The following is a 25,087-nucleotide window of genomic DNA, read 5'->3' on the forward strand; positions in this document are numbered from 1 at the left end:
CGGGTCACTGGCCTGCCCCCTCTCCCAGAACGGCTTCAATGTACGGTGTGCGGTCCAGCAGATCCTGCGCCGCGTCGTCGCTGAGCGAGAACAGCGGACCGGCCAGGACGGTCAGTGAGACGCCGAGCGCCACCAGGCCCACGGTGGGATACACCATGGTGCGCGGCAGCAGGTCGACGGCGCCGCGGCCGGAGAACTTGCCCGTTGACTTCTCGGTGACCTCGCCGGAGTGGCGCACTGCGGACCCGTCGTCGCCGGTCGCCAGCAGGATCGGGTCCGGATGAACGGCGTCTTCCGGTGTCCGCCAGAACGCACGGTTCCAGACCCGGGCCATCACCAGCAGCGTCAGCAGGCTGGTCAGCACGCTGGCCCCCACCAGGGTGTACGCCAGCGGAGTGCCCAGGTCGACGCCGGCCTCCAGGAGTCCGAGCTTGCCGAGGAAGCCCGAGAACGGCGGAATCCCGCCCAGGTTGATGGCCGGAATGAAGTACAGCACGGCCAGCAGCGGTGAGAGCTTCGCCAAACCGCCGAGCCGGTCCATGTTGGCGGTGCCGCCGCGGCGCTCGATCAGGCCGGTGACCAGGAACAGGGAGGTCTGGATCGTAATGTGGTGGACCACGTAGAACACCGCGGAGCCGATGCCGATCACCGATCCCACGGCCAGGCCGAACACCATGTAGCCGATGTGGCTGACCAATGTGAAGGAGAGCATTCGCTTGATGTCGGTCTGTGCCAGGGCACCCAGGATGCCGACCACCATGGTCAGTCCCGCCACCACCATCAGCAGGGTGTTGATGCGGTCGCCGGGGAAGAGCAGCGTCTCGGTGCGGACCATGGCGTAGACGCCCACCTTGGTCAGCAGCCCGGCGAACACCGCGGTGACCGGCGCCGGAGCCGTCGGATAGGAGTCCGGCAGCCAGAAGGACAGCGGAAAGACTGCGGCCTTGATTCCGAACGCGACCAGCAGCATCAGGTGCAGCATCAGCTGCGTGCCGGGGTCCAGGTCCTGCAGCTTCACCGCCAGGTCCGCCATGTTCACGGTGCCGGTGGCCGCGTAAATCATGGCGATGGTGATCAGGAACAGCAGCGAGGAGACCACGCTGACCACCACGTAGGTGATGCCGGCGCGGATGCGTGCAGTGGTTCCGCCCAGGGTCATCAGCACGTAGCTCGCGGTGAGCAGGATTTCGAAGCCCACGTACAGGTTGAAGAGGTCCCCGGCCAGGAAGGCGTTGGACACTCCGGCAACCAGGATGAGGTAGGTCGGATGGAAGATCGAGATCGGACCGTCTTCGTCACCGTCGGTCATGCCCTGCCCCGCTGCGTAGATCAGCACCGCCAGGCTGACGGCAGAGGAGACGACCAGCATCAGGGCGGAGAACTGGTCCACCACCATGGTGATGCCGATCGGCGGCAGCCAGCCGCCCAGGTTCACGGCCTGGGCTCCCGTCTCCCAGATGGAGAACAGCAGGACGACTTCCAGGAGCAGCGTCACGGACAGGATGGTGACGCTGATGATGCGCTGGGCGCGGGTGTGGCGGATCAGGATGAAGGCAAGGGCCGCGCCGAAGAACGGCAGGACCACGGCCAGCGGAGCCAGACTTACGGTGTTCATTCCTTGGCCTCCGGGCTGGTGCTCTGACCGGAGGCGCGCAGGGATCCGGGCGCCTCTTCAGCCTCTTCGGGCGGGGTGAATTCGGTGGTGTCCTCGGGGACGTCGGCGTCGTCTTCCGCGTCGAAGCTGCTCTGGCTTGCCACGCGGCGGTCCTCGAGGTCGTCCTGGACCTCGTCCTGGCGGCTCAGCACCCAGGACCGGTAAATGATGCCGAGCATGAACGCGGTGACGGAGAAGGAGATCACGATGGACGTCAGGATGAAGGCCTGCGGCAGCGGATCGTTGTAGTCTTCCGCTGCAATGTCGGCGCTGAACAGCGGAGCCAGGCCCTGGAAGCCGCCGGTGGAGAGCAGCAGGATGTTGGTGGCGTTGGTGAGCATGGTCAGTCCCAGCACCACGCGGGTCAGGCTGCGTTCCAGGAGCAGGTAGATCCCGCAGGCATACAGTGCTCCCATAATTACCATGAAGGTGATGTTCACGCTCATCGGGCCACCTCCTCCTCTTCTCGGCTGGGTATTTCGGGTTCGGGCTCGATCGTCTCCTCGTCGTCGGAGGAGCCGCCTTCGCTGCGTTCATCGATTTCGGAGCCCAGGCTGCGCAGGACATCCAGCACCAGCCCGACCACCACCAGGTACACGCCGATATCGAAGATCGTGGAGGTCACGAACTTGACCTCGCCGAAAATGGGCCAGGTGAACTTGATGATGGCGCTCTGCAGGACCTGTCCGCCGAAGACCAGCGGCGCGGCGGCCGACAGTCCGGCCAGGCCCAGCCCGCCGCCGAGCAGCAGGCCGGCGCTGACCGGGCTTGCTTCGGCCAGTTCGAACCGGCCGCCGGCCAGGTAGCGGATGGTCAGGGCGAGTCCGGCCATGAGTCCCCCGGCGAAGCCGCCGCCGGGCATGTTGTGCCCGGCCACCAGGAGATAGATGGAGAACAGGATCACCGAGTGGAACAGCAGGCGGGTAATTACCTCGAAGATGATGGAACGCCGTTCCGGAGCGAGGGTCCGCCCGGCGACGAGCCAGGCGTCACGGCTGACGCTGGAGAACTTCCGTGCCATCGCGAGGGTGGCCTCCTGGCGGCCGGAGGACGCGAAGTGTTCGCGGCCGCGGTCCACGGAGCCGGTGGCGACGCCCTCTGCCCGGCGGCGCTTGTCGCCGCGGCCGCGCACGAAGATCAGCGACGCAACGCCGGTGGCGGCCATGGCCAGCACCGAGATCTCCCCGAAGGTGTCCCAGGCGCGGATGTCGACGAGCGTGACGTTGACGATGTTGGCGCCGCCGCCCACCTCGTAGGCGAGGTCGGGGAAGGCCAGGGAAATGGGCTCCGCCACGCGGGACGCCATTGCCGTCATGGCCAGGACCACCATGGTCCCGCCGAAGGCAATGCCGAGCAGGGCGCGCAGCATGCGGTGTCCGGCCGGTTCGCGCTTCCAGAGCCGGGCCGGCAGGGACCGCAGCGCCAGGACAAAGGCAACCAGGACGATGGTTTCCACCAGCATCTGGGTCAGGGCCAGGTCCGGCGCGCCCTGCAGGGCGAAGATCAGGGCGATTCCGTAGCCGGTGACGCTGACCATGAGCACGGCCAGGAATCGCTTGTTGGCGCGGGCAGCGGCGAGGCCCCCCAGGATGATGCCGACGCCGATCACTGCCTGCAGCGGCGAATCAAACCAGTGGAACTGGTCCGGCAGCGGCGCGTCGCGGACAATGAGCGCGAAAAGCGGAGTCACGACCGCCACCGACAGGATGACGAAGAGGTAGAACATCAGCGAACCGCGCTGGGTGCGTCCGGTGACCCAGACCGCGACGTCGTCGAGCACGCCGATAATCCCGCGGTAGGAGCGTTCGGCGTCCAGCGGGGCGGTGAAGCGTCCCTGCAGCCGTTCCACCCGGATCCGCTGCCAGAACAGCAGCAGCCCGGCTCCGATGGTGATGACGGTCAGCAGCAGTGCGGTGGTGAAGCCGTGCCACAGGGCCAGATGAGTGGGGCTGCCGTCGGCCGGGTACAGGTCCGCGTAGGAGGCGATGGCTGCGTCCAGCGGTGCCGGCCACAGGCCGAAGATCACGGTTACGACGGTCAGGATGCCGGGCGCGGCGAGGAAGGTCCACGGCACCGGCTTGAAGGCGGTGGGCTTGGCGTTGGGCTTGGTGGCGAAACCGCCCCAGACGAAGCGGGCGCTGTAGGCAAAAGTCAGGATGGAGCCGATGACGACGCCGGCCAGCAGCACTGCCGCCCCGGCGGTTCCCTGCTTCTCGGCATAGTGGACGAAGGTCTCGTAGACCGATTCCTTGGCCACGAAACCGAGCAGGGGCGCCACTCCGGCCATGGAGGCGGCGCCGATGAGGGCCACGATGAACAGCTGCGGAGAGGAGCGGTGGATGCCGGAGAGCTTGCGGATGTCCCGGGTCCCCGACTGGTGGTCAACGATGCCCACCACCAGGAACAGGGTCGCTTTGAAGAAGCCGTGGGCCAGCAGCAGGCCGAGCCCGGCCACGGCGGCTTCCCGGTTGCCCAGTCCCACCACCAGGGTCAGGAAGCCGAGCTGGCTGACGGTTCCGTACGCGAGGATCAGCTTCAGGTCGTACTGGCGCAGTGCGCGCCAGCCGCCCAGCAACATGGTCGAGAGGCCCAGGACGAGCACGACGGCGTGCCAATAGGTGGATTCCGAGAATCCGGGAGCGAGCCGGGCCACCAGGTAGATGCCGGCCTTCACCATGGCCGCTGCGTGCAGGTAGGCGCTGACCGGCGTGGGGGCGGCCATCGCGGCAGGGAGCCAGAAGTGGAACGGGAGCAGCGCGGATTTGGACACCGCGCCGATGAGCATCAGCACAATGGCCACGTCCACGACGGCGCCGCGTTCGAGCAGCTGCGGGGCCATGGCGAGGATCTCGGAGATCCGCAGGGTGCCTGCGGCGTTGCCAATCAGCACCATGCCCACCAGCATCGCCAGGCCGCCGAAGGTGGTCACGATCAGCGCCTGCAGCGCCGCCCGGCGTGCGGACAGGCGGTGCGCGGAGTAGCCGATCAGCAGGTAGGACAAGACCGTGGTCAGTTCCCAGAAAACGAACAGCAGGATCAGGTCATCGGCTGTGACCAGGCCGAACATTGCCGCGGCAAAGGCCAGCAGCTGGGAGCCGAAGGCGCCCATCTGCGCGTCGCCCGGGCGGAAATAGCGGGCGCAGTAGAAGAGGACCAGCGAGCCGACGCCCAGGATGAGGATGGAAAGGACCGCGGCCAGGGTGTCCATCCGGAAGGCCAGCTCCACGCGGAGATCGGGAATCCAGGGGATGACGAGCGACGGCGGGGCGTTGGGAGCGCCCGAGGCCAGCGTCTGGTCGGCACCTGTGTACCGGGGAAACGTGACCAGCAGCCAGACAAAGGCTGCGGCGGGGACGGCGGCCAGGACATAGAACGCCGAACGGCCGATCCTGCGGAACATTAAGGGCGCCACCAATGCCACCGTAAACAAAACGGTGAGCACAACTAGCACAAGATCTCCCGAGCTTTTTTGACAGTCTTCCAGCCGCAGCTACAGCTGTAGTTATCAAGATGGTGGTCAGAGGGCGTATATCTATTCTACCCATGGCATACACCTAAGTTGCATTTGGGGTACCCGGCGCTACCCGGCGCGGGACATGCCGGTGCTTCGTTTGTGGCCCGGCGGAACCGCGGGCACCGATAGCATCTGGCTATGGTCTCCAACACACAAGCACCCAGCACCTCCTCCGCCGGCGCGCCGGCGGTGGTCCGGAAACGGCAGATCCTCGCCTGGGCGGCCTGGGACTGGGGATCAGCGGCGTTCAACGCGGTGATGACCACCTTCGTCTTCACCGTGTATCTGACCTCGGAGAGCTTCGGCGGAGAGGCTCACGCTTCCTCGGTCCTCGGCTACGGCGTCGCTCTGGCCGGGCTTGCAGTGGCCGTGCTGGCCCCCGTCGTCGGGCAGCGCTCGGATGCCGGCGGCCGGCGCAAGACCTGGCTGGGCGTGAACACGGCGCTGGTGTGCCTGGTGACCGCGCTGTGCTTCTTCGTCTATCCGCGCCCGGAATTCCTCTTGCTGGGCGTGGCGCTCATCGCCCTGGGCAACGTCTTCAACGAGTTCGCGGGCGTGAATTACAACGCAATGCTGTCGCAGATCTCTACCCCGGCCAACGTGGGCAGGGTCAGCGGCTTCGGCTGGGGCATGGGATACGTTGGCGGGATCGCCGCCCTGGCCGCAGTGCTTGTGGGCTTCATCAACCCCGACGTCGGATGGTTTGGCGTCACGTCCGAGGACGGGCTGAACATCCGCGCCGTGGCCGTCTTCGCCGCCGTATGGCTGGCAGTGTTTGCGCTGCCCGTGCTGTTTGCGGTGCCGGAGGTTCCCCGGCGGGAACGGGCTGCCGGAATTGGTTTCTTTGCGTCCTACGGCCTGCTGTTCCGCCGCATCAAGGCCATTTTCAAGACCAGCCCGCACACCGTCTGGTTCCTGCTGGCCAGCGCGGTGTTCCGCGACGGCCTGGCCGCGGTCTTCACCTTCGGCGGCGTGATTGCCTCCGGGACCTTCGGCTGGGAGCTGTCCCAGGTGATCATCTTTGCGATCTTCGGCAACGTCGTGGCCGCGGTGGGCGCCATAGCCGGCGGCTTCCTGGACGACCGCGCCGGACCGAAGAACGTCATTGTCTTCTCCCTGGTCGGCCTGCTCATCTCCGGCGGAGTGATTGGCCTGTTCGGGGCCGAAGATGTGAGCCTGCTGGGACTGCAGTGGTCCGGCGACACCACGTTCTGGATCTTCGGCCTGCTGCTCTGCCTGTTCGTGGGTCCGGCGCAGTCAGCGTCCCGCGCGTTCCTGGCCCGGCTGGCCCCGGAGGGCGAGGAAGCCGAACTGTTTGGGCTCTATGCCACGACCGGCCGGGCCGTGAGCTTCCTGGCACCGGCCCTGTTCGCGGCGTTCATCAGCATCTTCGGCGCCCAGCGGTACGGCATCCTGGGCATCCTGCTCGTGCTGCTCCTGGGCCTGCTGGTCCTGCTGCCGGTCCGCTCCCCCGGCAAGACACCGCGTGCGGTGGTTCCGGAGGTCTAGCGGGCCGACCGGCTCGGCCGACCGGGGGCCCGGACCGCCCGGTGGGCCGGTCGAAGGAACCGGGCCTAGACCGTAGTGCGGTGGAAGTTCAGGTGGCTGAGCGACGCCGTCGGACCGCGCTGTCCCTGGTAGCGGTTGCCGTACTGGCCGGAGCCGTAGGCGAATTCCGCCGGCGAGGTCAGCCGGAAGAAGCACAGCTGGCCGATCTTGGATCCGGGCCAGAGCTTGATCGGCAGCGTCGCCATGTTCGACAGCTCCAGGGTGACATGGCCGGAGAAGCCGGGGTCGATGAAACCCGCGGTGGAGTGCGTGAGCAGGCCGAGCCGGCCCAGTGAGGACTTGCCCTCCAGCCGCGCGGCGATGTCGTCGGGCAGCGTCACGGTCTCGTAGGTGGAGCCGAGCACAAACTCTCCCGGATGCAGGATGAACGGCTCGTCCGGGTCAACCTCCACCAGGCGGGTCAGGTCCGGCTGGTCCAGGGAGGGGTCGATGTGCGCGTACTTGTGGTTGTCGAAGAGCCGGAAGAACCGGTCAATGCGCACGTCCACACTGGACGGCTGGACCATTCCGGGTTCGTAGGGATCGAGAACAATCCGCTTGTCGGCAATTTCGGTTCGGATGTCGCGGTCAGAAATCAGCACCTTCTAAAAATAGCGCATCGGCGCCGGCACTCCCGCCGGAGTCCCGCCGGGCCGGCTACCGGCCGATCTCCGTCCGGACGGCGTACAGCTCGGGGAAGAACGTCAGTTCCAGTGCCCGCTGCAGGAAGGAAGCACCGGAGGAACCACCGGTTCCCCGCTTGAATCCGATGGTGCGCTCCACCGTCTTCAGGTGCCGGAAGCGCCACAGCTGGAAGTTGTCTTCCAGATCCACCAGCTCCTCGCAGGCTTCATAAACGTCCCAGTGCTCCGCGGCGTTCTCGTAAACGTGTTGGTAAACACGCATCAGGGCCTCGTTGGCCACGTGCGCCTGGCTGAAGTCGCGGGTCAGCAGTTCTTCCGGAACGTCGTAGCCGCGGCGGTGCAGGAAGAAGATGAACTCGTCGTAGATGCTGGTCTGGTCCAGCAGCCCGGTGAGCAGCTCAACGGCCGCCGGGTCCGCGGCAAAGACGTTCACCATGGCCGCGTTCTTGTTGCCGAGCAGGAATTCCACCGCCCGGTACTGATGGGACTGGAAACCGCTCGAGGCTCCCAGATCCCCGCGGAATTCCGCGTACTCCGACGGCGTCAGCGTGGCCAGCACCGACCACTGTTCCGTCAGCGAGCGCTGAATGTGCTTGATGCGGGCGATGCCCTTCATTGCCCCGCGCAGATCGTCGCCTGCCAGCTTGGAACGCACCGAACGCAGCTCGTGCAGGACCAGCTTCAGCCACAGCTCGGAGGTCTGGTGCTGGATGATGAAGAGCATTTCGTCGTGGTGCTCCGGACTGCTGACCGGATGCTGGGCCCCCAGCAGCTGATCCAGGGCCAAGTAGCTTCCGTAACTCATCTTGTCGGTGAAGTCCCGTTCGATGCCCGGTTCCAGGCTGCGGGTATTCCTGCTGACACTCATCGGTGCTCCGTTTTTCGCTGATCGGTCCGGACAGCTCCCACGGTAGCTTCACGGTCCGCGGCCCGCTCCCCCGCCGCGCTCGAAGCCTGCCCCCCGCTTGAAACACCCCCCTGCTGCTGTGCCAAACTTGCCGCTGAGCATTCTGGTTTTAACAACTTCTGAGGAGAGACCCATGGCGGAGAACACTGACAACACCGACGGCGCCGGACAGGACACTTCCGTGCCGGGCCAGGCACAGTATTCCGATCCCGAGGGCGCGGCCGCCCTGGAGGAAGCGATTGTTGCCGGGAAGGAGGGGCGGATCAGCAGCCAGGAACTGGTGGCGCGCATCTGCGAGTCGGAGCTGCTCAGCGTCGGCCGGCTTCAGGACGACCAGGATCCCTCCTCCTTCCAAGCCCTCGTCCTGAAGTCTCCGGAAGGTGACTCGGCGGTGGCTGCCACCTTCACCACAGCCGGGCGCGTGCCCGAGCAGATCCGCGAACAGGCCCCGGTCATGGTCAAGGCCGGCGGCGAAGCCACGCTGCGCAGCATCGCGCAGGGTTACGGCCTGGCCATCAACCCCGGCAGCGACATGGGCCTTGAACTGGGTCCGGAGGGCGTGGCGGCCATCGTTGCCGCTTACGACCAGGCGGCAGCCAACCGGGCACCCGACTCCGCCCCCGACGGAGCAGAAGGAAACCCGCAGGCACAGTAGAAGGGTTGGACCTCCCGTCCTTGCCATGTCGGAGGGGCCCTCTAGGCTGAGGCTCCGGGCGCAGTTCCTGCTCCCGGCTCGAGACCGATTCTTGGAGGACTCCCATGATCTGTTCGATCGTTCCGCCCTACCTCCTGGCCCGCATCGCCGAGCAGCAGGACGGCAGCTTCAGCCGGGCCGCGGAGGCAGCGCGGCGGGCGCTGGCCGAGCTGCCTCCCGTGCAGCAGGCCCGCGCGCAGGCCCGGCAGGCTCCGGCACCGCACCCGGGCACCGCCGTCGTTCCATCGCTGCGGCGGGAGGTGTCCGACGCCGGCGGCACGGAAACCCTGCCCGGCGCCCTGGTCCGGGCGGAGGGCAGCGGGCCCTCCGGTGACAGCTCGGTCGACGAAGCGTACGAGGGACTCGGAGCCACCCACGCCCTCTTCAGCGACGTGTACGGCAGGTCCTCGGTCGACGGCGCCGGCGGGGTGCTGGCCGCCACCGTCCATTACGGCCGCGACTACGACAATGCGTTCTGGGACGGCGAGCGGATGGTCTGCGGGGACGGCGACGGCGAGGTCTTTGAACGATTCACCAAGTCGCTGACGGTGATCGGCCACGAGCTGGCGCACGGCCTCATCCAGTACACCTCCCGCTTCGAATACCAGGACCAGGCCGGGGCGCTGAACGAGTCGGTCTCCGATGTGTTCGGCGTTCTCGTCGAACAAAAGCTCCTCCGCCAGGAAGCGGGGGACGCCGCCTGGCTGGTGGGCGCCGGCTTGTTCACGGCGCAGGTCTCGGGCGCCGCCCTGCGTTCCCTGAAGGCTCCCGGCACGGCCTACGACGACGACGTCCTGGGCCGGGACCCGCAGCCCGCCACCATGGCCGGTTATGTTTCCACGACAGCGGACAACGGCGGCGTTCACATCAACTCGGGGATACCCAACCATGCCTTCTATTTGGCCGCCGTCGCCATGGGCAGCTATGCCTGGGAACGCGCCGGGCAGATCTGGTACGACACAATCACCGAGCAGACACTTCCCGTGGACTGCACCTTCTCCCTCTTCGCGGCCGGGACGCTGCTTGCCACCGAGAAGCGCTACGGAACGTCCGGGCCTGAATACGGCGCCGTCGCCGACGCCTGGGAAGCCGTGGGAGTGCGGCCGTGAAGATAGTGGTGGTCCGCACCGGCGGTTTCGCGGGCCTCACCCGGGTCTGGAGCATTCAGGTCAGCGCCGAGGAAGCGGAGCAGGAGTGGCTGCCGCTGTTGCAGAATCCGCCGCCGGGACAGCCCGCCGGCCCGGACCGGTTCGTTTATGACATCCAAGTGGGCCATTTCACGGCCACCCTGCCCGAGAGCTGTGTGCAGGGAAGGTGGCGGGATCTGGTGGAGCGCGCACGCCAAGGCGCCCGGAATGCCGGAGCCGACGGGCTGGATGACGGGCCGGCCGACGCACCCTAACGCCCAAATTCCGTGAGGCCGCGGTTACATGTAAAGTGGTTGCCTGTGCCGGAGTACTCCGGCTCTGCGGGCGTAGCTCAATGGTAGAGCGCTAGCTTCCCAAGCTTGATACGCGGGTTCGATTCCCGTCGCCCGCTCCACCTGACGGCCCCCGGAATCCTCGAGATTCCGGGGGCCGTCGTGTTTCTGCGTGCTCCGCTGCCACCCGTATACTGGGCCGCGATGAGCCGCTTAGTTACCCACTCCATGATGTTTCCGTCCGAGATCCGCCGGGTCTCCGCCACCATCCCCGTTTCGTAGTTCCCGGTGCTGGGGGTACTCACTGGGTTTACGGTTGTCTGGATCATCATCCTGGCCGGTTATGTGATTGGCAGGCTGGGCGTGCTGGGCGGCAACGCCCAAACCGTGCTGAGCCGGCTGGCGTTTTTTGTGGCTTCGCCTGCGCTGCTGCTGGTGACGCTGAGCGACGCCGACCTGCACACCGTTTTCTCCCTGCCGCTCCTGGTCGCAGCGGTCAGCGCCCTCCTGACAGCGCTCCTCTTCCTGCTGTGCACCCGCTGGTGGCTGCGCCGGCCGTTCCCGGAGGCCCTCATATCGGCGATGTCCTCGTCGGTGGTCAATGCCGCGAACCTCGGCCTGCCGATCGCCGTGTACGTGCTCGGAGACGCCGCCTACATCGCGCCGGTCCTCATCTTCCAGCTGGCATTTTTCACACCGGTGTTCCTGATGCTCATGGATTCAAGCACCAGCGGCCGGCGGACCTCGGTGCTGTCATTCCTGGCCCAGATTGGCCGCAACCCCATCATCATCGGCACCCTGATCGGGCTGATCCTGGCTGCCACCGGACTTCAGCTGCCCGTGATCATCCTGGAACCGGTCACGCTGATCGGCGGAGCAGCGGTACCGGCGATGCTGCTGGCGTTCGGCATCTCCCTGGTCGGTTCCCGGCCGCTGCACCGCGACGGCGGCCGGCGGATCGACGTCGTCCTGGCGTCGGCCTTCAAACTGGTGCTGCAACCGGCCCTGGCCTACCTGCTGGCCCGGTTCGTCCTCGGGATGGAGGGGCACCTGCTGTTCGCCGTCGTCGTCACCGCAGCCCTGCCCACCGCACAGAACGTATTTGTTGCTGCAACCCGGTACGAGGAGGGCGTGCTCGTTGCCAAGGACACCGTCCTGTTGACCACCATCATCTCCCTGCCGGTCCTAGTGGCGGTCGCTGCACTCCTGACCTGAGCAAACCACCTTCCCGCGCCGATGGGACAGTGGCGAAAAACACGGTCAGGGCATAGTGTCTTTCGAAAGGCTGCTTAGGGTGGCAGCCGCCGCGGAGTTTTCGGACTCTGCGCCTACGACGAGGTGGAGGCACAACACCGATGCCAACGGATGCAAGATACTACGGCCCATCCCGTATGAGGAAACATGCAGCTGCGGGGTTTGCCCTCGCCGTTGGAGCAACGTTGCTGAGTGGCTGCAGCTCCAGCGAAGGTGCTCCCACCCTTACCTGGTACATCAACCCGGACGACGGCGGCCAGGCCGAACTGGCATCCCGGTGCAGCGACGCTTCCGGCGGCGCCTACACCATCGAAACATCGTTGCTTCCCAATGACGCCGCCTCCCAGCGTGAACAGCTGGCCCGGCGCCTGGCTGCCGGCGACAAGACCATGGACATCATGAGCCTGGACCCGCCGAACGTCCCCGAGTACGCCGAACCCGGTTATCTGGCCCCGGTTCCGGAGGACGTCGTCGAGCGCACCACCCAGAATGTCGTGGAGGGCGCGCTGGCCGGTGCCACGTGGAAGGACGAAATCGTCGCGGTGCCGTTCTGGGCCAACACGCAGATCCTCTGGTACCGGAAGTCCGTCGCCGCGGCTGCCGGACTCGACATGAGCCAGCCGGTCACCTGGGACCAAATCATGCAGGCGGCGCAGGACCAGGGAAAGTTCCTGGGCGTCCAGGGAGCCCGGGCCGAGTCAATGACGGTGTGGGTGAACGCGCTCATTGAATCGGCAGGCGGACAGATCGTGGAGAACCCCGATGCGCCGGCGGACGAGCTGCAGCTCGGCGTCGATACCGACGCCGGCAAAGCCGCCGCGGAGATCGTGTCCACCATCGGCAAGGACGGATTGGGCGGACCCGGTCTTCCCACCCAGACCGAAAACACCTCAATGATCCAGTTCCAGGGCGACGAGGGCTCCTTCATGGTGAACTATCCCTTCGTCTGGCCGGCCACAAACGCTGCCGTCGAGGCCGGAACCCTGCCCCAATCGCTCATTGATGACATTGGGTGGGCCCTGTACCCGCAGGTCAACGCCGGGGAGGACACAGCGCCCCCGCTGGGCGGCATCAACCTGGGAGTGGGCTCAAAGAGCGAGAATCCGGATTTGGCCTACCAAGCAATCGAGTGCATCGTCAGCCCGGAAAACCAGGCCTACTACTTCGCCACCAACGGCAACCCGCCGTCGAACACCGAGGCGTACAACGATCCGGAAGCCGTCTCGACCTTCCCCATGGCCGGAACCATCCGGGAATCGCTGGAGTTGTCCAAGCCCCGGCCGCAGACGCCGTACTACAACGAGATTTCCACCGGAATCCAGCAGACGTGGACCCCTCCGAGCGATGTCGACCCGGACACCACGCCGGCCACCAGCCAGGAATTCATAGTTGACGTCCTAAGAGGGGAGAAACTGCTGTGAGCACCTCCGTAGAAGCAGCCGTTCCGGGTGCCGCGGCGCGGGCCAAGGCACCGGCCAAGGCCAGGCTCAGCGACCGTGCCCGGGCCGAGCGCCGCCTTGGCTTCCTGCTGGCCGGACCGGCGTTCATCATCATGCTGGCCGTCACCGCCTATCCGATCCTGCTGGCGCTCTGGGAATCCTTGTTCAGTTACCGGCTGACCGCGCCCGCCGACCGGGAATTCATCGGACTCGGCAATTACGGCGTCATCCTGACCGACGGACTGTTCTGGCGCGATCTGGGGGTCACGCTGCTCATCACCGTGGTCACCGTCGTGGTGGAGCTGATCCTCGGTTTCGCCCTGGCCCTGGTCATGAACAGCGCCCTGAAAACCGTCCGCGGCTGGCTGCGCACGGCAATCCTGGTTCCGTACGGCATCATCACCGTGGTGTCGGCTTTCGCCTGGTTCTACGCCTTCGACATCAACTCCGGCTACATCAATCACTGGTTCAGCTGGGTGCCGGGAATCAGCACCGACCTGAACTGGTTCGCCGACACCTGGACAGCACTGTTCGTCATCATGGCGTCGGAGATCTGGAAAACGACGCCGTTCATCTCCCTCCTGCTCCTGGCCGGGTTGGCCCAGGTTCCCGGCGAGCTTACCGAGGCCGCCGAAGTGGACGGTGCCACCTGGTGGCAGCGGATGCAGCGCGTGATCATCCCCAACATGAAAGCCGCCATCATGGTGGCCGTCCTGTTCCGCGCCCTGGATGCCTTCCGAATCTTCGACAACGTCTACATCATGACCGGCGGCGCGTACGGAACCGAGGTGCTGTCGCTGCTGGCCTACCGGACCTCGATCACACGGCTGGAGATTGGCATGGGCTCGGCCGTTTCGGTTCTGCTGTTCGTGTGCGTGATTATCATCTGCTTCATCGCCATCAAACTATTCAAGGTGGACCTCACCGGTGCACGAGGGGGTAACTAATGAAAGCCTCACCCGCCAGGCGCAGAATCGTCTGGACCGTCATCTCGGTCTTCGTCATCGTCTACGCCCTGTTTCCGGTGGCCTCGATTTTCGCCACGTCCTTCAAGATTCCCAGCGATCTGACCTCAGGCACCTTCCTCCCCAACACCTGGTCGTTCACGAACTACGAGCAGATCCTGGTCGGTGACGCGCAGACGCTGTTCCTCTCCGCACTGCGCAACTCGATCGGCATCTCGCTGATCGCCACCTTCATCGCGGTGGTCCTGGCAACGCTGTGCGCCTACGGCATCGCCAGGCTGGATTTCCCGGGGAAGCGGCTGGTGCTGACCACGGCCCTCGGAGTTTCGATTTTCCCGGTGATTTCCATCGTGACCCCGCTGTTCAACCTGTGGCGCAACATCGGCCTGTACGACACCTGGGCAGGCCTCATCATCCCCTACCTGTCGCTGACGCTGCCGATCTCGATCTGGACCCTGGCCGCCTTCTTCCGGCAGATTCCGTGGGAGCTGGAACAGGCCGCACAGGTCGACGGCGCCACAACCTGGCAGGCGTTCCGGAAGGCCATCGTGCCGCTGGCCGCCCCTGGCGTGTTCACCACGGCGATCATTGCCTTCTTCATCGCCTGGAACGACTTCGTCTACGGCATCTCACTCACCTCCACCGACGCGGCCCGGCCGGTGCCGGCAGCCCTGGCGTTCTTCACCGGCGCCTCCCAGTTCGAAGAACCGACGGGCGCCATCTCGGCGGCCGCAATAATTGTCACCATTCCCGTTGTAGTGCTGGTGCTGGCGTTCCAGCGCCAGATCGTCTCGGGTCTAACCCAGGGCGCCGTCAAGGGCTAGTCCCCGCACGTCCGGTCGAAGAAAAGGATTTGTTCTCATGGCATCGATCACCCTCAAGAACCTCGTCAAGAAGTACGGAGACGGTTTTCCGGCCGTCAACGATGTCAGCCTGGACATTGCCGACGGCGAGTTCATCATCCTCGTGGGCCCGTCGGGCTGCGGAAAGTCCACCCTGCTGCGCATGATCGTGGGATTGGAGGACATCACTTCCGGTGACCTCCTGATCAACGGTGAGCGCGTCAACGACAAGGCACCCCGCGACCGGAACCTGGCGATGGTGTTCCAGAACTACGCCCTGTATCCGCACCTGACCGTATTCGAGAACATTGCGTTCCCACTGCGCCTGAACAAGGGCAAGTACACCGACGAGCAGGTGCGCAAGCTCGTTACGGACGCCGCTTCCACCCTGGAACTGACCGATCACCTGGACCGCAAGCCGGCCAACCTCTCGGGTGGCCAGCGCCAGCGGGTGGCCATGGGCCGGGCCATCGTGCGGCAGGCCGATGCCTTCCTCTTCGACGAACCGCTCTCCAACCTGGACGCCAAGCTGCGCGGCCAGATGCGTTCGGAGATCGCACAGATGCAGCGCCGGTTGGGCACCACCAGCGTTTACGTCACCCACGACCAGACGGAGGCCATGACCCTCGGCGACCGGGTGGCGGTCCTGAAGAAGGGCATCCTGCAGCAGGTGGCCTCGCCCCGCGAACTCTATGAGCAGCCCATCAACCTCTTCGTGGCCGGCTTCATTGGCTCACCGTCCATGAATTTCCTGCCGGCAACGGTGGAGGGAAACGTCCTGCGGACGGCTGTCGGCGATCTGACGATTCCGCAGGACAAGGCGGACAAGGCAGCGGGGAAGAACATCGTTCTCGTGGGGCTGCGGCCGGAATTCTTCGAGGACGCCAAATTCGTCGATGAGGCCAAACGCCCGCACGGCTCCGTGTTCACCGCGCCGATCAGCCACACCGAATGGCTGGGCAACGAGCAGTACGGCTACATTCCCTTCCATCCGGACCCCGAGGTCAAGGAGCTGCTGGACAACCTGGCCCGCGACATGGACGCCGACGAACTGCGCCCGCAGATCGTGGTCACCCTGGACGCTGCGTCCCGGATCCGTGGCGGACGAGACGCCGAGCTGTGGCTGGACACCCGCAAGGTGCACCTCTTCGATCCGGAGACCGGCGACAACCTCACCCGCGACGCGGCTGCGGGTGCCGAACTCACCGAGGAAGCCAACGCCGCCCGGGCCGAGGAAATCGCCGCAGCACATGAAAACGACACCGTTGGCAGCGGCGTCGAGCCCTAGGACCCGCGCCGCGGAAGCCCGGCCGTCGAACTGCCGGTCCGGGCTTCCAGGGATCCAGCCGGTATCGTTTGAGCAGTGCAGGGAACAACATCGGTCATCAAAGCAGTAGCCACCTGGCTGCTCGCGCTCATGCTCACCGTCGCCGCCGCGGTGGTGGTGATCTATTTCGTCAACACCAAAGCCTACGGACCCGAACACCAGGTCAACAGCTACTTCACCGCCCTGCAGGAGGGCGACGGCGAACGCGCCCTGGGCCTCCTCGCCGCCAGGGTGCCGGACGCGAACGCGGCACTGCTGGACGGCGACGCCCTGAAGGCCTCCACCGCCGACCTTGAGGTGCTGGACATCGCCGAACCGCGGAACGCCGGAGAAGACCGGGTGGACCTTGAGGTTCGGTATTCCCTCGGCGGGGAAGAGGGCACGAGCACGTACCGCCTCGAGCGGACGGACCGGGCGTGGCTGTTCTTCGACCGCTGGTCTTTCGCCCCCGCGGCGCTGCCGACCTTGACGGTGACGGCAGCCAGCCAGCAGAGCGCTTCCGTGAACGGCGTGCAGATTGCCCTGCCGGAGGACACCACCACCTTCGCGGCGTTTTATCCCGCCCGGGTGGAGGTCTCATACACCTCGAAGTACTTTGCCGCGCCGGCGGAATCCGGGCTCCTCGCCTCGCCGCGGGACACCTTGGACCTGGTGCTGACCACCGAGGCCACCCAAACCCTGAAAGACGAAGTCGATGCGGACGTCCGTGCCTTCCTGGCCGGCTGCACCGCTGCCCAGGACCGCCTCGCTCCCCCGGGCTGCCCATTCTTCCACTTCACTGACCGCGTGGAGCTGCCGATCGTCTGGAAGATCACCGAGTACCCCGAGGTGAAGATCCGTTCCGTCTCCGGCAACTGGGTGCTCTCCCCGCTCAGCGGCAAGGCCCGGCTCACCACCACGCAGACCGACCTGTTCAGCGGCGCCCAGAGTCCGCTCGAAGTGGAGAAGGACTTCAGCTTTGCCGCGAAGCTAGCGATCGGCAGCGACGAAGTTTCCGTCACGCCCCTCATCGACTGACGCCGCTCCCCTCCCCCGCGAGGTAACCGCGGCTAGTCCAGGCCGCGCAGGTCCAGTGTCAGCGCGGTGTCGCCGCCGGCGTCGATCGTCACCGGAATGCCCCAGTCCTGCTGGTACAGGTGGCAGGCAGCGTGGTCCGGGATCTCGCCGCCGGGTTCGCCGTCGCAGGCAGCCGCGCGGGCGGTGATGTGCAGGACGCCGCCGCCGACGGAGTCCGACAGCACCAGCTTCCGGGTCAGGCCGGTGGAGGTGCCGCCGCCGGAGACCAGCAGCTCCTCCGGGGAGGATGAGATCTTCAACTGGGTCGGGTCACCCCAGCGGTCGTCGAGCTTCTGCCCCTTGGGTGCGGCGAACCGCACGGACAGGCCCACCGGGCCCGCGGCCATCGGGCTGGCCGGGCGCTGCGTCTGCCGGGCGCCTTCATCCACCGACTGCGCCTCCTTGGGGATGGGCAGCCGGATCAGTTCGTGCTTGTTGGCCTCCACAACGATCAGCAGCGGCTCACCGGCGGTGGTGGTGTCGACCAGGACGTCGGAGGGCTCGGAGAGTCCGCGGGCCAGGGTGGACACCGTGTTGGTGACCGGATCGTAGCGGCGGACCGCCCCGTTGTACGTATCGGCGACCGCCACGGAGCCGTCCGGCAGCACCGCCACGCCCAGCGGGTGCTGCAGCCGCGCCTCGCCGGCCGCGCCGTCCCGGAAACCGAAGTCGAACAGCCCGGCGCCGACGGCGGTGTCCACCGACACCGCCGTTCCGCCGCCGTCCGCGGTGAAGGAGAGCCGGCGCAGTGCCGAGGTCTCCGAATCGGCTACCCAGATGCTGCCGGCGGCGTCCTCGGCCAGCCCGGAGGACTGCGCAAACCAGGCGCGGTCGCCGGGGCCGTCCAGCAGGCCTTCCAGCCCGGTGCCGGCCAGGATGTCCACCGCACCGGTGAGCGGGTCGAAGGTGAAGATCTGGTGGGTGCCGGCCATGGCCACCACGAGGCGTCCCAGGGTTCGGGACCAGGTGAGGTCCCACGGCGAGGAGAGCGAGACGTTCAGGGGATCGGCGCCGAGGCTGGCTTCCGTCAGGGAGGGCCCGAAGCCGCTGGCGTCCGCTGTGCGGGATTCCGAGGGGTGGTCCTCCCCCGGAACCCGCTTGGTCTGGTTTCCGGCGTCCAGGAGCCGCTGAACACCGTTTCCGGCCACCGTGGTCACGGTTCCGGAGGCCAGGGCCACTCCGCGCAGGCGGTGGTTGACGGTGTCCGCCACGACGACGTCGTACCCCGCCGCTTCGGCGACCGCGGAGGGAAGCACTGCCACGCCCTGCGGTTCGTTGAAGCGGGCGGTGCCGGCGCTGCCGTCCCGCCAGCCCTTGCTGCCCTCGCCGATGACGCGGCGCACAGTGGCGAGGTCGGCCTCGAGCTCCACCAGGCGGTGGTGCCCGGTATCGGCGACCAGGAAGGTGCCCTCGGGCAGCGCAACGGCCTTGCCCGGGAAACGCAGGTTGCCGGCGGTGGGCTCGGCCGGAACATACGGGCCGTCGCCGCGGTGCAGCGTGCCCTTGGCTTCGTGCTCGGCCACGAGTTCGCTGATCAGCGAGTCCAGGCCGGCGGCATGGCCTTCGCCGGAGAGGTTGGCCACGATGTAGCCCTCGGGGTCCAGGACCACCAGGGTCGGCCAAGCGCGGGCGGCGTAGGCCTGCCAGGTGGTCAGTTCCGGGTCATCCAGGACGGGATGGTGAATTTCGTAGCGTTCCACGGCCGCGGCCAGGGCCACGGGATCCGCCTCATGCTCAAACTTGGGCGAATGCACGCCCACCGTGACCAGCACGTCGGAGTATTTCTCTTCCAGCGGGCGCAGCTCATCCAGGACATGCAGGCAGTTGATGCAGCAGAAGGTCCAGAAATCCAGGAGCACAATCTTGCCGCGCAGGTCTTCGAGGCCCAGCTGGCGGCCGCCGGTGTTGAGCCAGTTGCGGCCCTCCAGTTCGGAGGCCCGCACCCGGTACCCGGCGCGCACGGTTTCAGTCATTAACGATCTCCTTCAGGGCTGCTGGCATCCCGCTTGGCCAGATTGGCGAACATGTTGTTGTAAGCGGCCAGCTCGGCCTCATTATTCCGCTCGGCGGCCCGGTCCTTGCGCCGTGTTTCGCGGGCGTCGGTCCGTGACCACTGCAGCGCCACGCCAATGGCCACCATTACGGTGGGAATTTCGCCGACCCCCCACATGATGGATCCGCCCAGCTGCTGGTCGGCGAGGGCGGAGAGCCCCCACTCCCGGCCCATGTTTCCGAAGTAGGACGCCTGGATCAGCGAGGTGCCGCCCATCACTGCCACCCCGAAGAATGCGTGGAACGCCATGGTGGCGAGCAGGATCACCAGGCGCAGCGGATACGGTGCCCGGTACGGCAGCGGGTCGATGCCGATCATCGTCAGGACGAAGATGTAGCCGGTCAGCAGGAAGTGCACGATCATCAGCTCGTGGCCCACGTGCTGGCGCAGGGCAAAGCCGAACAGTTCCGAGTAGTAGAACACCACGATGGATCCGGCGAAGTTGACCGCGGCGAAGATCGGGTGGGTGACCAGCTTCGAGAACCACGAGTGCACGCCCACCAGGATCCATTCCCGGATGCCGCGGGTGCCGTCGCCGCGCGGCGTCAGGGCCTTCAGCGCCAGCGTCACCGGTGCGCCGAGGACCAGGAACAGGGGAACCACCATGGTCAGGGTCATGTGGCCGAGCATGTGGGTGCTGAAGAGGACCATGCCGTACACCGCAGGTGCGCCCGAGGTGACGTAGGTCAGCAGGGCCAGTCCCGCCAGCCAGCACAGGGTCCGGACCAGTGACCATTTGTCTCCGCGGCGGCGGACCTTGACCACGCCGCGGAGGTAGGTGATGGCGAGGACGGCCACGATGGCCACCCAGAGCCAGTCGAACCGCCATTCGGTGAGGTAGCGCTCGAGGGTCAGCTCCGGCGGCAGGTCGTAGCCCGTCAGGATGCGCGCGGGCGAGGCGTCGGGCGGCAGCTCCTCGGGCCGGGGGGTGGCGGTGCGGCCCAGCGCCACGGCCACGCCGGAGACGGCGCCCATGATCAGCAGTTCGACGGCGATGAGCTGCCAGAGGATGCGGTTGGCGCTCTTCTGCCGGGGACCGCCCTGCTCGCTGGAGCCGGCCGCCGAGCCCGGCACCTTGGCCGGCAGCTGCGGAATGATCCAGCGGCGGTGCAGGAAACCGATGACGCCGAGGAGCAGGGTCGCGGACGCCTTGAAGATCACCAGCGTGCCCCAGTCGGAGTTCAGCTGGGCGAAGGAGGTGATCCGCAGGGAAGCGTTGACGACGCCGGACAGGAACACCAGTGCGAAGGCGAAGCCGGCCAGTGCGGAATAGCGCCGCAGCACCAGGCCCGTGATGGGGCCCAGCTGGCGGGACACCACGGCCAGGACGATGAGTCCGCCGATCCACAGGCAGACGCCCGCCAGGTGCAGGCCGATCGAGTTGACGGCGGCACTGTGGTCGTCGCCGCCGGCGGAGTGGCCCACCAGGGCGATGGGGACAATGGCTCCGGCGGCCAGCACAGTGGTCGCGGCCAGGGTGTTCAGGGAGCGGATTCCGAAGGCCAGGGTGGTCACCACTGCGGCGATGATGCTCACGGCCAGCCAGGCGCGTCCGGCGGAGAAATCGGTGACGAAGGCGCCCAGCCCCTGCGTGTAGCTCGGATCGGCGCTCAGCGGCAGCCCGGACACATCCGAGTAGGTGAAGAGCAGCACGGCGACGGCGGACAGGGTCCAGACCGCTGATGCCGCGCCGGCGAGGGCAAGGGCCCGGGAGAAGGCCGGATGTTCGGGTTCACCGGCCTCGACCCTGCGGCCCCGCTTCAGCTTCAGGGATTTGGGGAGGATGGCCACCGAGAAGACGAGGGACCCGATTACCGCGGCCATGGCTCCGTTGTGGAGGGCCTTTGCAACGGGCAGCGCCCACCGGGTAAGGGCGCCGGGGTCGGAAAGCTGCTGGGCGGCGGCGGCACCGGAGAAGATCAGGGCTCCGGTGAGGGCCGTGAGCATGACGGCGACGGCGGCGATCAGCCAGCCGTTCCGGAGGGCCGGGTCAGCCGGTGATCCGCCGGGGACGGGGCGGGAGTCGCTTCCCGTCCGGCCGGCGTCGGTAGCGGTGTTGGCAGTTTTAGGCACGGTACCTATTCTCTACCCACGGTAGAAATTTGGGCTAATTGCACAAAAAAGACCGGCGCCTTTCGGCGCCGGCCCTTGCCTCGTTCGAGGAGATTACTTCTTGGTGGAGACGGCAGCCTTCAGCTTGGAGCCCGCGGTCAGCTTGACGCTGTGGCCTGCGGGGATCTGAATGGTTTCGCCGGTCTGCGGGTTGCGGCCGGTGCGGGCGGCACGGTCGGTGCGCTCAACGGCAAGCCAGCCCGGGATGGTGATCTTTTCACCGTTGGCAACAGAGGTTGCGAAGATGTCGAAGACAGCGTCAAGAACGCCGTTCACTGCGGTCTGGCTGTTGCCGGACTTCTCTGCGACTGCTGCAACAAGCTCACTGCGGTTCATAGCCAATTTATGTCCTCCTGGACTAGGGGTTAGCTCGAGCGGATCACGGATGCGAAACCGCCACTGTTGGAAAACTTACCAGCCCGACACCGAAAATCAGGCAAAATCCGCTGTTTTTAGCGGTTTTTTCCGCTCTCAGCCCAGAAAACGGTGCCATTTCCGCCTTCGGACCTCTTAGGCTTAATCCCCGCAACGGCGCGGATTCCCGCCCGCGCATCCTCCCCGCCGGATCCCCCGCCGCCGCACCCCGGACCGCCGCCGTCGTCGGAGCCGCACCGGTTCCCAACCCGTGGTGCCTCCCGGGGCAAACGGGGTCCCGGGAGGCAACAGGTGCCCCAGAGAGTGGGAACCGGTGTCCGCCGTCCCCGGACCCGGCAGCCAGCGGAGCCGCGTCCCGAACAGGCGGTTGCCGGACAGCAAAAAGGGCGGCAACCCGAAGGTTGCCGCCCTTTTAACAGCTCAGTTAAGCGATGCTTACCAGCTGGACTTCTTGACGCCCGGCAGTTCGCCTGCGTGGGCCATGTTGCGGAAACGGACGCGCGAGATACCGAACTTCTGGAGGGTACCGCGGGGGCGGCCGTCGATCTGGTCGCGGTTGCGAAGGCGGACCGGCGAGGCGTTGCGCGGAAGCTTCTGCAGGCCGAGGCGTGCAGCTTCGCGGGCTTCGTCGGTGGCGTTCGGATCCACCAGGGTCTTCTTCAGTTCGAGGCGCTTTGCAGCGTAGCGCTCAACAATGACCTTACGCTGCTCATTGCGGGCAATCTTTGACTTCTTTGCCATGTTTAGCGCTCCTCACGGAATTCGACGTGCTGGCGGATCTTCGGGTCGTACTTCTTCAGAACCATGCGGTCCGGGTCGTTACGACGGTTCTTGCGGGTCACATACGTGTACCCGGTGCCGGCGGTCGACTTCAGCTTGATGATCGGACGTACGTCCTTGTCCTTAGCCACTAGAGCTTCACACCCTTCGAGATAAGGTCAGTGATGACGGCGTCGATACCGCGCACGTCGATCGTCTTGATCCCGCGGGCCGAAACCTGCAGCGTCACGTTGCGGCGCAGGGACGGAACCCAGTAGCGCTTCTTCTGAATATTCGGGTCGAACCGGCGCTTGTTGCGGCGGTGCGAGTGCGAAATGCTGTGACCAAAGCCGGGAATGGCTCCGGTTACCTGGCAGTATGCTGCCATGATCTCTCTCCTCCAGTTGTAGTAAATATGACGGTCCTCAAAAAACAGACACAGGGCGTTTGCCTAAGCACCTGCCATAAAGAGCGTCCCGCCACCAGTTTTGACACCGTTATTACTGCGACTTTCCGGAGGTGAACCTGGCGGGGTGAGATCCAGCCGAAGTGCCTCGCCGCGGGGAAGACGGTGAAGTTCAGGAAGCCAAGCAGTATCTGCCGGGACAGCCTTCAATTCTAGGTTTATACGGGTGGCCGCGCAAATGTCCGTCCGACCGCATGGAAGCGGGACCGGTGGACACAGGCGCAACTTAACGCCTCTCTATCCTAGGGGCAACCCGGCTTTCATTCAAACCAGCGGGACACCCTATCCGGTTAACGTGCCTGAGCTCACTGGCGGTCAGGACGACGGCGGGGCGTCGACGGCGCCGTCTGCGCCCACGACCACCACACCGGCGTCCGGATCCAGCTGTGCCCCGTCCAGTTCCGTGCCGCCGCCAATCACCGCGTCGGCGTCCACGATGGCGTTCCGGAGCCGGGCTCCGGAGCTGATCCGCACGTCGCCGAGGATCACGCAGGAATCAACCTCGGCACCCGCTTCGATGACGGCGCCCGACCCGATCACGCTGCGGTGCACGGCGCCTTCCACGCGCGAGCCCGGGGCGAGCAGGCTGGCGGAAACGCGGGCCCCCTCCCCGACGTAGCCGGGCAGCAGCCGGGGAGCTGCGCTGAGGATGGGCCACTGCGGGTCATCAAAGGCCAGGCCGCGGCCGTCTATGAGGTCCATGTGGCCCTGGTGGTAGCTGCGCGGAGTTCCCATGTCCCGCCAGTAGCCCTCGAGCCGGTGCTCGGCAACCTTTTCGGTCTGCACCAGGTACGGGATCAGCTGGTCGCCGTAGTCGTCGAGCCGGCCTTCCTTTTCCACCAGCTCATCCATGGCAGTGAGCAGGACGTCGGCGTCGTAGAGGAAAATTTCAGCGGCCACTCGGTCCGTCTTCGGCCGCTTCGGCTTGTACTCGAAGCCGGTCACCGCGCCGCCCTCGGCTTCGACCACACCGTGGTCCGAGGGGTTGTTCCGGATCTTCGTGGTCACCACCGTGAGCGCGGCGTTGGCCGCCTGATGCGTGGCCACTACGTCGCGGTAGTCCAGCCGGTACAGGTGGTCGGCGCTGAGCACCATTACCAGGTCGGGATCGTATTCGCGGATGTAGTCGGCCTGCTTGTACAGGGCGTCTGCGTTGCCTTCAGCGAAGCCCTCGCCCTCGCCGCCCTGGTAGGGCGGAAGCACCCGCAGGCCGCCGTTGGTCCGGTCCAGGTCCCAGGGACGCCCGCTGACGAGATGGTCATTGAGGGACTTGGGCTTGTACTGCTCCACGATCCAGACATCCGAGAATCCGCTGTTGTGGAGGTTGGACAGCGGCACGTCGATGAGCCGGTAGGATCCCGCCACCGGCATGGCCGGCTTGGCCCGGTGCTCGGTGAGCGCGCCGAGCCTGCCGCCCGCTCCGCCGGCAAGAATAATTGTCAAAATCCGTGATGCCTGCATGGAAAAGTGCCTCTCGCTTGGGACGAAAGTGGGTTTTCAAGTGTTTCCTACGCTGGCAGGAATCCCCACGTCATGTCTGGTCGTTTTCCAGAATGCTGTTGCCCGGCTCGATCCGGGCCAGAATTTTGCGCCCCACCCGTTCCAGGTCCTCGACGTCGCGGGCATCAAGCCCGTCGAACACCAGGTCCCGCACGGATCGGACGTGATCCGGAGCCAGCCCTTCGAGGGCGGCCAGTCCTTCGTCGGTGAGCGCCGCGGTGGTCACGCGGGCGTCATCCGGAGACGGGGAGCGTTCCATCCAGCCCCGGTTCTCCAGCTTTTTTACCACATGGGACAGCCGGGAGAGGGAGGCGTTGGACCGTGCCGCCAGTTCGCTCATCGGCAGTGCGCGGCCGGGAGCCTCGGAAGCCATCGCCAGCACGTGATAGTCGAAGAGGGTTATCCGCGCCCTGCGAAACAGGTCGGCATCCAGAGTGGGGGTAAGCCGCGTGGCAACGGCATACAGGGCCAGCCAGGCCCGCCGTTCATCGGGACTCAGCCACCGGGGGGCTGGTGCAGCAAGTTCACTCATGCGTCCATTCTCCCATGGTTGGTTGA

The 25,087-nt window shown here is 66.2% G+C and carries 23 protein-coding genes and 1 tRNA gene; 11 read left to right on the forward strand and 13 right to left on the reverse strand.

Going from position 1 to position 25,087, the window contains the following annotated elements; genetic code table 11:
* Nucleotides 1–4: 4 nt before the first annotated feature.
* Genes QNN99_RS09205 through QNN99_RS09215 form a run of 3 tightly spaced genes read right to left on the reverse strand, consistent with a single transcriptional unit; the run spans nt 5 to nt 5,105 of the window.
* Nucleotides 5–1,615, reverse strand: a complete 1,611-nt coding sequence (locus QNN99_RS09205; RefSeq protein WP_229966164.1) for a Na+/H+ antiporter subunit D — start codon at nt 1,613–1,615, stop codon at nt 5–7.
* Nucleotides 1,612–2,100 carry a Na(+)/H(+) antiporter subunit C gene (locus QNN99_RS09210; RefSeq protein WP_229966165.1) on the reverse strand — a complete coding sequence of 163 codons (489 nt, stop codon included), beginning with the start codon at nt 2,098–2,100 and terminating at the stop codon, nt 1,612–1,614. The genes QNN99_RS09205 and QNN99_RS09210 overlap by 4 nt, the downstream gene beginning before the upstream one ends.
* Entirely contained in the window at nt 2,097–5,105 is a 3,009-nt protein-coding gene (locus tag QNN99_RS09215) for a Na+/H+ antiporter subunit A (protein ID WP_229966166.1), read from the reverse strand. The genes QNN99_RS09210 and QNN99_RS09215 overlap by 4 nt, the downstream gene beginning before the upstream one ends.
* 201 nt (nt 5,106–5,306) lie before the next feature.
* Here QNN99_RS09215 and QNN99_RS09220 point away from each other — a divergent pair, with 201 nt between their 5' ends.
* Nucleotides 5,307–6,677, forward strand: coding sequence for an MFS transporter (locus QNN99_RS09220; protein ID WP_229966167.1), 1,371 nt, complete (start codon nt 5,307–5,309; stop codon nt 6,675–6,677).
* Between the two features lie 65 nt (nt 6,678–6,742).
* On the opposite strand, the gene dcd is transcribed toward QNN99_RS09220, so the two are convergent.
* Nucleotides 6,743–7,318 (reverse strand): dCTP deaminase, encoded by a 576-nt coding sequence (gene dcd / locus QNN99_RS09225; protein WP_229966168.1) that lies wholly within the window; start codon nt 7,316–7,318, stop codon nt 6,743–6,745.
* A gap of 55 nt (nt 7,319–7,373) precedes the next feature.
* Entirely contained in the window at nt 7,374–8,228 is an 855-nt protein-coding gene (locus tag QNN99_RS09230; RefSeq protein WP_229966169.1) for a tryptophan 2,3-dioxygenase, read from the reverse strand.
* Between the two features lie 172 nt (nt 8,229–8,400).
* Between QNN99_RS09230 and QNN99_RS09235 the strand changes: the two genes are divergently transcribed.
* The 10 genes from QNN99_RS09235 (at nt 8,401) to QNN99_RS09280 (ending at nt 17,225) form a co-directional block, all read left to right on the forward strand.
* Nucleotides 8,401–8,922 carry an SseB family protein gene (locus QNN99_RS09235; protein WP_229966170.1) on the forward strand — a complete coding sequence of 174 codons (522 nt, stop codon included), beginning with the start codon at nt 8,401–8,403 and terminating at the stop codon, nt 8,920–8,922.
* 104 nt (nt 8,923–9,026) lie between these two features.
* Nucleotides 9,027–10,070, forward strand: coding sequence for a M4 family metallopeptidase (locus QNN99_RS09240; RefSeq protein WP_229966171.1), 1,044 nt, complete (start codon nt 9,027–9,029; stop codon nt 10,068–10,070).
* Nucleotides 10,067–10,363: a protealysin inhibitor emfourin gene (locus tag QNN99_RS09245; RefSeq protein WP_229966172.1), complete on the forward strand. Its 297-nt coding sequence runs from the start codon at nt 10,067–10,069 to the stop codon at nt 10,361–10,363. The genes QNN99_RS09240 and QNN99_RS09245 overlap by 4 nt, the downstream gene beginning before the upstream one ends.
* Nucleotides 10,364–10,429: 66 nt before the next feature.
* A tRNA-Gly gene (locus QNN99_RS09250) sits at nt 10,430–10,503 on the forward strand.
* Between the two features lie 166 nt (nt 10,504–10,669).
* Nucleotides 10,670–11,596, forward strand: coding sequence for an AEC family transporter (locus QNN99_RS09255; protein WP_229966173.1), 927 nt, complete (start codon nt 10,670–10,672; stop codon nt 11,594–11,596).
* Nucleotides 11,597–11,772: 176 nt separating this feature from the next.
* Complete coding sequence (locus QNN99_RS09260) at nt 11,773–13,056, forward strand: sugar ABC transporter substrate-binding protein (RefSeq protein WP_229966174.1); 1,284 nt, start codon at nt 11,773–11,775, stop codon at nt 13,054–13,056.
* Nucleotides 13,053–14,021 carry a carbohydrate ABC transporter permease gene (locus tag QNN99_RS09265; protein WP_229966175.1) on the forward strand — a complete coding sequence of 323 codons (969 nt, stop codon included), beginning with the start codon at nt 13,053–13,055 and terminating at the stop codon, nt 14,019–14,021. The genes QNN99_RS09260 and QNN99_RS09265 overlap by 4 nt, the downstream gene beginning before the upstream one ends.
* On the forward strand, nt 14,021–14,863 hold the full coding sequence (locus QNN99_RS09270; protein WP_229966176.1) for a carbohydrate ABC transporter permease: 843 nt from the start codon (nt 14,021–14,023) through the stop codon (nt 14,861–14,863). The genes QNN99_RS09265 and QNN99_RS09270 overlap by 1 nt, the downstream gene beginning before the upstream one ends.
* Nucleotides 14,864–14,900: 37 nt before the next feature.
* Nucleotides 14,901–16,169, forward strand: coding sequence for an ABC transporter ATP-binding protein (locus QNN99_RS09275; RefSeq protein ID WP_229966177.1), 1,269 nt, complete (start codon nt 14,901–14,903; stop codon nt 16,167–16,169).
* Between the two features lie 75 nt (nt 16,170–16,244).
* Nucleotides 16,245–17,225: a hypothetical protein gene (locus QNN99_RS09280; RefSeq protein ID WP_229966178.1), complete on the forward strand. Its 981-nt coding sequence runs from the start codon at nt 16,245–16,247 to the stop codon at nt 17,223–17,225.
* Between the two features lie 32 nt (nt 17,226–17,257).
* Here QNN99_RS09280 and QNN99_RS09285 read toward each other — a convergent pair whose 3' ends face one another.
* The 8 genes from QNN99_RS09285 to QNN99_RS09320 all read right to left on the reverse strand — a co-directional run bounded on the left by QNN99_RS09285 (nt 17,258) and on the right by QNN99_RS09320 (nt 25,061).
* Nucleotides 17,258–19,237 (reverse strand): NHL domain-containing thioredoxin family protein, encoded by a 1,980-nt coding sequence (locus tag QNN99_RS09285; RefSeq protein ID WP_229966179.1) that lies wholly within the window; start codon nt 19,235–19,237, stop codon nt 17,258–17,260.
* A complete protein-coding gene (locus tag QNN99_RS09290; protein WP_229966665.1) occupies nt 19,237–21,264 on the reverse strand; it encodes a bifunctional copper resistance protein CopD/cytochrome c oxidase assembly protein in 2,028 nt (675 codons plus the stop codon). Before QNN99_RS09290 ends, QNN99_RS09285 begins: the two co-directional genes overlap by 1 nt.
* 219 nt (nt 21,265–21,483) lie before the next feature.
* The gene (locus tag QNN99_RS09295; protein WP_104053170.1) at nt 21,484–21,771 is read right to left on the reverse strand and encodes an HU family DNA-binding protein; all 288 of its coding nucleotides are present in this window, start codon (nt 21,769–21,771) and stop codon (nt 21,484–21,486) included.
* A gap of 468 nt (nt 21,772–22,239) precedes the next feature.
* The gene (gene rpsN / locus QNN99_RS09300) at nt 22,240–22,545 is read right to left on the reverse strand and encodes a 30S ribosomal protein S14 (RefSeq protein WP_104053171.1); all 306 of its coding nucleotides are present in this window, start codon (nt 22,543–22,545) and stop codon (nt 22,240–22,242) included.
* A gap of 2 nt (nt 22,546–22,547) precedes the next feature.
* Nucleotides 22,548–22,715, reverse strand: a complete 168-nt coding sequence (gene rpmG, locus QNN99_RS09305) for a 50S ribosomal protein L33 (protein WP_013602737.1) — start codon at nt 22,713–22,715, stop codon at nt 22,548–22,550.
* On the reverse strand, nt 22,715–22,951 hold the full coding sequence (rpmB, locus tag QNN99_RS09310; RefSeq protein ID WP_210227561.1) for a 50S ribosomal protein L28: 237 nt from the start codon (nt 22,949–22,951) through the stop codon (nt 22,715–22,717). Before rpmB ends, rpmG begins: the two co-directional genes overlap by 1 nt.
* 393 nt (nt 22,952–23,344) lie before the next feature.
* Nucleotides 23,345–24,472: a glucose-1-phosphate adenylyltransferase family protein gene (locus tag QNN99_RS09315; protein WP_229966180.1), complete on the reverse strand. Its 1,128-nt coding sequence runs from the start codon at nt 24,470–24,472 to the stop codon at nt 23,345–23,347.
* An 88-nt stretch (nt 24,473–24,560) separates the two neighbouring features.
* Nucleotides 24,561–25,061 (reverse strand): MarR family winged helix-turn-helix transcriptional regulator, encoded by a 501-nt coding sequence (locus QNN99_RS09320; protein ID WP_229966181.1) that lies wholly within the window; start codon nt 25,059–25,061, stop codon nt 24,561–24,563.
* Nucleotides 25,062–25,087 lie beyond the last annotated feature (26 nt).

Source organism: Arthrobacter sp. zg.Y820 (assembly GCF_030125555.1).
Taxonomy (GTDB): domain Bacteria; phylum Actinomycetota; class Actinomycetes; order Actinomycetales; family Micrococcaceae; genus Arthrobacter_B.